Genomic DNA, 6602 nt, shown 5'->3' with positions numbered 1-6602 from the left:
CTGCAACGTGCCGTCCTCACCGAAGGGCCCGTGCAGGATCGGGAACACGACGTCGACATTGCCGAGGACGTCGCTCGAGTCGAGGGCGACCAGCGCACCGGAGCGGCCGGGGTCAGCGGCGAGGGTGAGGGCGGTTCCCGACGCGTCGACCTGCGGTTGGACGCCGTGGCTCAGCGCCAGCTCGCCGATCCCGTCGGCCAGTACCCAGCCGCCGGTCGGGGTGATGCCGATCGGCACCACCTCGTAGCGGGTGGGATCGAGGTTGCGCAGCACACTGCTCGCCGACACACACGAGACGGCGTGCTCGCTGCTGCGCCCGCCGAACACCACAGCCACCCTGATCCGTTCCGTCATGAACGTCACCGTAGTAGGTTCTCGCCGCCGTGGCGCTATCGCCCTTATTCGGGCTTGATCCGCCTGCCGAGCAGGCTGCCGACCGCCTCGCTCACCGATAGCCCCTCATGACACACCCTGTGCACCGCGTCGGTGAGCGGCATCTCCACCCCGTGCTCGGCGGCCAGGGCCCGCACCGATGTGCACGACTTCACACCTTCGGCCACCTGCCCATTGGTCGCTTCCTGCGCGGCGCTCATCGTGCCGCCCGCACCGAGCGCGTACCCGAAGGACCGGTTGCGCGACAGCGGCGAGGTACAGGTAGCCACCAGATCGCCGACACCCGCCAGCCCGGCCAGCGTCACCGGCTGCGCGCCCAGCGCCACCCCGAGCCGGATCACCTCGGCGAGCCCGCGCGTGATCAGGCTGGCCGCCGTGTTGTCGCCCAATCCCATTCCCGAAGCGATGCCGCAAGCGAGCGCGATGACGTTCTTGCACGCGCCACCGATCTCGCAGCCGATCACATCGGTATTGGTGTACGGCCGGAAGTACCCGGTGGCACACGCGCGCTGCGCGACCCCGGCCCGCTCGGTGTCGGTGCAGGCGATCACCGTCGCCGCGGGCTGCCGTTCGACGATCTCGTGCGCCAGATTCGGGCCCGACAACACCGCGATGCGTCCCGGCTCGGCCCCGGTGACCTCCGCGATCACCTGACTCATCCGCAGCAGCGTGCCGGTCTCGATCCCCTTGGCCAGACTCAACAGCGTGGCGTCGGACCCGATATCGCCCTTCCACAGATCCAGATTCGCCCGCAACGATTGCGACGGCACCGCCAGCACCACCAGATCCGCCCCGTCCAGCGCGACCCGATGGTCATCGGTGCCCCGCACCGGTGGCAACTGCACGCCGGGCAGGTAGAACGGATTGCGGTGCTCGGTATCGAGCGCCTGCGCCACCTCGGGCCGCCTGGCCCAGATCGTCACGTCGGTCCCCGCCTCGGCCAACACCTTCGCGAACGCCGTACCCCACGACCCCGCACCCATAACCGCCGCCCTCGTCATCAGCCCAATATGCCATGCAAGGATCGGAACCATGCACACCGTGCACGCCGTGATGGCGGTCAAACACATCGGCCGGGCCAAGAGCAGGCTGGCGAACGTGCTGAGCACCGAGCAGCGGGCCCAGCTCGTGCTCGCCATGTTCACCGACACCGCCGTTGCCGCCACCGCGGTGCCCGAGCTGTTGTCGCTGACCGTGGTCACGCCAGATCCGCTGGTCGCCGCCCGCGCGCGCGAGCTCGGCGCGCACGTGCTCGATGAGCCACCGGCCGGTGCCGACCCGCTCAACACCGCGCTCGCCGCCGGCGCCGCCCACGTGCGCGATCGCCACGGACCCACCGCGCTGCTCGCGCTGCAGGCCGACCTGCCCGCTCTACGCCCGTCCGAACTGGCCGACGTGCTCACCGTCGCCGTCAGCGCGCGATCGGTGGTGATCGATCACACCGGGACCGGCACCGCCGCATTGCTGATCCGCGACACCACCGCGCCGCTGTCGCCCCGCTTCGGCGCCGATTCCGCGCACGCACACCGCGACGACGGCGCCGTGCCGCTGCTCGGGCACTGGCCGGGCCTGCGCTGCGATGTCGACACCCCCGAGGATCTCGATCTCGTCCGCACGCTCGGCGTCGGCGAATTCACCACCTCGACCCTGCGCGAATTCGGATTCTCATCGCACAGAAGTGATCCCGTTCGCACTGTGTGCTAGCTGATCGCCACAATCGGACCGGTCGGAACGAATCGTGCAATGTCGTGATGCGCGGCGCCCGTTCCTCGAGGGATGATTGATCTCGTGAGCGATACGGAAACCATCAAGCAGCTGCCCCCGATTTCCCCGCCACCTGCGGCCGCCCTCGCCTCGGGCGGTGACGCGAGCACGCAGCGGTTGCCCAGAGATCGCTACCTCAACCGCGAGTTGAGCTGGCTCGACTTCAATGCCCGTGTCCTGGCCCTGGCCGAGGACGCCTCGTTGCCGTTGCTGGAGCGAGCCAAATTCCTCGCGATCTTCGCGTCGAACCTCGACGAGTTCTACATGGTGCGCGTGGCCGGCTTGAAACGCCGTGCCGAGACCGGCCTGTCGGTGCGCTCGGCCGATGGTCGCTCACCGTCGGAACAGCTGGAGATGATCACCGCCCGCGCCCAGGAGCTCGCCGAGCGGCACGCGAAGGTCTTCATCGACGCGGTGAACCCGGCGCTGGCCGTCGAGGGCATCGACATCATCGGCTGGAGCGACCTCGACGACGATGAGCGCCAACGCCTGTCGAACTACTTCACCGACCAGGTGTTCCCGGTTCTCACACCGCTCGCCGTCGACCCGGCGCACCCGTTTCCCTACATCTCCGGCCTGAGCCTGAATCTGGCCGTGACCGTGCGTGATACCGGCACCGGCGGTGAGCACTTCGCCCGCGTGAAGGTGCCCGACAACGTCGACCGTTTCGTGCGCGTACGCCGCACCGGCGCGCCGTCGGCGATCGCGGCGTTCCTGCCGATGGAAGACCTCATCGCCGCCCACCTCGACCTGTTGTTCCCCGGTCTGACCGTGGTGGAGACGCATTCGTTCCGGATCACCCGCAACGCCGATTTCGAGGTCGACGAGGACCGCGACGAAGACCTGCTGCAGGCGATGGAGCGCGAACTCGCCCGCCGCCGCTTCGGCAAGCCGGTGCGCCTCGAGGTCTCCGACGACATGACCGAGCACATGCTGGAGCTGCTGTTACGTGAGCTCGAGGTCGACCCCGCCGATGTGATCCAGGTGCCCGGCCTGCTCGACCTGTCCTGCCTGTGGCAGGTCTACGGTGTCGACCGCCCCGAGCTGAAAGACGCGCCGTATGTTCCGGCCACTCCGGCGGCCTTCGGCGAGCGCGAGACCCCACGTAACGTCTTCGCCGCGCTACGCGAGGGCGACGTGCTGGTGCACCACCCCTACGACTCCTTCTCCACCAGCGTGCAGCGCTTCATCGAACAGGCCGCGGCCGACCCGCAGGTACTGGCGATCAAGCAGACGCTCTACCGCACCTCCGGTGATTCCCCCATCATCAATTCGCTGATCGAGGCCGCCGAGGCGGGCAAGCAGGTCGTCGCGCTGGTCGAGATCAAGGCCCGCTTCGACGAGCAGGCCAACATCAAATGGGCACGCGAGCTGGAACAGGCGGGCGTGCACGTGGTCTACGGCCTGGTCGGTCTGAAGACCCACTGCAAGACCTGCCTGGTGGTGCGTCGCGAGGGTTCCACGATCCGGCGCTACTGCCACATCGGCACCGGCAACTACAACCCGAAGACCGCCCGCCTGTACGAAGACGTCGGGCTGTTCACCGCCGCACCGGAGATCGGCGCCGATCTCACCGACCTGTTCAATTCGCTGACCGGCTACTCCCGCAAGGAGGACTACCGCAATCTGATGGTCGCGCCGCTGGGCGTGCGCGCGGGCATCATCGAGCGGATCGATCGCGAGATCGAACTGGCCGGACAGGGCGCGGCCGCCCGGATCCGGATCAAGGCCAACGCGATCGTCGACGAGCAGATCATCGACGCGCTCTACCGGGCCTCCCAGGCGGGTGTGCCGGTGCAGATCGTGGTGCGCGGCATCTGCGGCCTGCGCGCGGGTGTGCCCGGTCTGAGCGAGAACATCGAGGTGCGGTCGATCCTCGGCCGGTTCCTGGAACATTCCCGGGTCATGGAATTCGGCGCGCAGGAGCAGACCTGGATCGGCAGCGCCGACATGATGCACCGCAATCTCGACCGCCGCGTCGAAGTGATGGTGCAGGTGAAGGATCCCAAACTCGTCGATCAGCTCGCGCAGGTGTTCGATTCCGCGCTCGATCCGGCGACCCGCTGCTGGATCCTGCTGCCGGACGGCACCTGGCAGGCCAGTCCCACCGATGTCGAGGCCGACCAGGTGCGTGATCACCAGGCCTTCCTCATGCGCCGGCGTCGTCCCGATCAGCCGTGAGCGCACAGAGCAAGGATGCGTCGTTGCGTGACCCCCGCGTACGGCCCAATATCCATGCCGCGGGGGCGGTCCTGTGGCGTGCGGGCGCGCTCGGCCCGGAGATCGGCGTGATCCACCGGCCGAAATACGGCGACTGGTCGCTGCCGAAGGGCAAGCTCGATCCCGGCGAGACCCCGGTGGTCGCGGCCGTGCGCGAGGTGGGCGAGGAAACCGGCCTCGCTGCCACGCTGGGGCGCTATCTCGGCCACGTCACCTATCCGATCCCGGGCCACCGTCAGCTCAAGCGGGTCGACTACTGGGCTGCCGAGGCGGCCGACGGCGACTTCGCCGTCAACGACGAAGTCGACCAGCTGCGGTGGTTCCCGTTGGCCCGGGTGATGGACCAATTGTCGTATCCGATGGATCGCCAGATCGTGCGGATCTTCGCGCGGCTGCCCGCCCGCACCAACACGGTGCTGCTGGTGCGCCACGCCAAGGCGGGCAAGCGCAACCGCTTCGACGGACCCGACGAGTTACGGCCGCTCGAGGCCGCCGGGGAACAGCAGGCGAAGGCATTGACGCCGAATCTGTTGGCGTTCGGCGCATCCGAGATCTATTCCGCCGATCCCCTGCGCTGCATCCAAACCGTGACCCCGTTGGCGGAACAGCTCAACGCCGAAATCAATTGCGAGCCAATGTTTTCCGAGCAAGGTTACGATTCAGCGAAAAGCACGGCACGGCAACGATTTCTGTCGTTGGTAACAGATCGGGGGGTGCCGGTCGTGTGTAGTCAGGGCGGGGTGATTCCCGATCTCACCCAGTGGCTGGCCGAGCAGGGCGGGCTCACGCTGCCCTCGGCGCGCAATCGCAAGGGCAGCGTCTGGGCATTGTCGTTCGTCGCGGACCGATTGGTCGCGGCGGACCATATGGACCGTTCGTTGTCGGCGGCAATCGTCACCACCTGAGTCACCCGGACCGGCTCGGAAACAGCCGAAACGGCCCCGGGATTCCCGGGGCCGTTCTCGGTCCAGTGGTGGGTGATGCGGCCTACGTGCACATTCCCCGACCTGATCCCGCTGCGGCAGGATCAACGAGCACGACGGGCGGCAGTCTTCTTAGCAGCAGTCTTCTTGGCGGCAGGAGCCTTCTTCGCAGCGGTGGTCTTCTTGGCGGCCGTGGTCTTGGCCGCCGTCACCTTCTTGGCGGGCGCCTTCTTGGCCGCCGTCACTTTCTTTGCCGCCGTGGTCTTCTTGGCGGCAGGTGCCTTGGTGGCGGCCTTACGGGCCGTGGTCTTGGCCGGACCCTTGGACGGCGTGGCCTTCTTGGCCGCGGTCTTCTTCGCCGCGGTCTTCTTGGCTGCCGCCTTCTTCGCCGCCACCGGGGCATTCACGCCCCGCTTGACGGCAGGCCCGGACGAGGCCAGCTTCTGCTTACCCGCGATGACTGCCTTGAACTGCGCGCCCGGCCGGAAGGCAGGCACCGAAGTAGCCTTCACCTTCACGGTTTCACCGGTACGCGGGTTACGGGCAACCCGGGGAGCACGCTTGCGCTGTTCGAACACACCGAATCCGGTGATGGTGACGCTCTGACCCTTGTGCACGGCACGGACGATGGTGTCGACAACATTCTCGACAGCCGCGGTAGCCGTCCGCCTGTCCGTACCCAACTTTTCGGTCAGAACGTCGATCAGTTCCGCCTTGTTCATTGAATCCTCCGCAGACTAATGGCCCGTCGTCGGACCGACTAGGTACCACGGTAAACCCAGTTTGAGCAAGAGTCTATGTGCCACGCCAAAATTCATGTGGTTTAGCACACGTCCAGCTACCGCCGCCCAGGATGCGCCCCTAAGCGCCCCAGCTGATTACGCCCGTGAAATAGGCTCCGGCAGCGTCACGGGTTTCCATGACGGCCTTCCCTTTTCGAACTCGCTGATCTCGTCGGCGCGGCGCAGCGTGAGGCCGACATCGTCCAAACCCTCCAGCAGACGCCACCGGGTGTAGTCGTCAATATCGAACGGCAACACGACGGTTCCCGCTGTGACGGTGCGCGCGGACAGGTCGACAACCAATTCGATGCCGGGCTGTTCCTCGATCAGCTTCCAGAGCATTTCGACATCGTTCTGTGACATCTGCGCGGCCAACAGCCCGCCCTTGCCCGCATTTCCACGGAAGATGTCCGCGAAACGCGACGAGATGACCACCCGAAAGCCGTAGTCCGACAGCGCCCACACAGCGTGCTCACGCGAAGAACCGGTACCGAAATCCGGGCCCGCCACCAGCACGCTG

6 protein-coding genes and 1 pseudogene are annotated in these 6602 nt (G+C 67.0%); 3 read left to right on the top strand and 4 right to left on the bottom strand.

Features of this window, described 5'->3' with window-relative positions; genetic code table 11:
* Together ACFWF3_RS19275 and ACFWF3_RS19270 are read right to left on the bottom strand one after the other, a co-directional pair.
* A pseudogene (locus ACFWF3_RS19275) lies at positions 1–354 on the bottom strand (D-alanine--D-alanine ligase A); the annotation flags it as partial.
* Positions 355–398: 44 nt separating this feature from the next.
* Entirely contained in the window at positions 399–1394 is a 996-nt protein-coding gene (locus tag ACFWF3_RS19270) for an NAD(P)H-dependent glycerol-3-phosphate dehydrogenase (RefSeq protein ID WP_378992122.1), read from the bottom strand.
* A 31-nt stretch (positions 1395–1425) separates the two neighbouring features.
* Between ACFWF3_RS19270 and cofC the strand changes: the two genes are divergently transcribed.
* The 3 genes from cofC (at position 1426) to ACFWF3_RS19255 (ending at position 5282) form a co-directional block, all read left to right on the top strand.
* Positions 1426–2097: a 2-phospho-L-lactate guanylyltransferase gene (cofC, locus tag ACFWF3_RS19265; protein ID WP_379314707.1), complete on the top strand. Its 672-nt coding sequence runs from the start codon at positions 1426–1428 to the stop codon at positions 2095–2097.
* Between the two features lie 72 nt (positions 2098–2169).
* Positions 2170–4338 (top strand): RNA degradosome polyphosphate kinase, encoded by a 2169-nt coding sequence (locus ACFWF3_RS19260; RefSeq protein ID WP_379314706.1) that lies wholly within the window; start codon positions 2170–2172, stop codon positions 4336–4338.
* A gap of 23 nt (positions 4339–4361) precedes the next feature.
* Positions 4362–5282, top strand: a complete 921-nt coding sequence (locus tag ACFWF3_RS19255; RefSeq protein ID WP_379314705.1) for an NUDIX domain-containing protein — start codon at positions 4362–4364, stop codon at positions 5280–5282.
* Between the two features lie 122 nt (positions 5283–5404).
* On the opposite strand, the gene ACFWF3_RS19250 is transcribed toward ACFWF3_RS19255, so the two are convergent.
* Positions 5405–6022: an HU family DNA-binding protein gene (locus tag ACFWF3_RS19250; protein ID WP_379314704.1), complete on the bottom strand. Its 618-nt coding sequence runs from the start codon at positions 6020–6022 to the stop codon at positions 5405–5407.
* Between the two features lie 156 nt (positions 6023–6178).
* The coding region (locus ACFWF3_RS19245; protein WP_379314703.1) for a 3-isopropylmalate dehydratase small subunit at positions 6179–6602 on the bottom strand (424 nt) is incomplete at its 5' end.

It is taken from the genome of Nocardia sp. NPDC060220, from assembly GCF_042727815.1.
Lineage (GTDB): Bacteria > Actinomycetota > Actinomycetes > Mycobacteriales > Mycobacteriaceae > Nocardia.
The sequence above is the reverse complement of the archived record's forward strand: the minus strand, read 5'-3'. Positions and strand labels throughout refer to the sequence as shown.

Excerpts from the sequence above, each read along its gene's own strand:
- ACFWF3_RS19270 (WP_378992122.1), bottom strand. The coding sequence starts at position 1,394 with ATGACGAGGGCGGCGGTTATGGGTGCGGGGTCGTGGGGTACGGCGTTC.
- cofC (WP_379314707.1), top strand. The coding sequence starts at position 1,426 with ATGCACACCGTGCACGCCGTGATGGCGGTCAAACACATCGGCCGGGCC.
- ACFWF3_RS19260 (WP_379314706.1), top strand. The coding sequence starts at position 2,170 with ATGATTGATCTCGTGAGCGATACGGAAACCATCAAGCAGCTGCCCCCG.
- ACFWF3_RS19250 (WP_379314704.1), bottom strand. The coding sequence starts at position 6,022 with ATGAACAAGGCGGAACTGATCGACGTTCTGACCGAAAAGTTGGGTACG.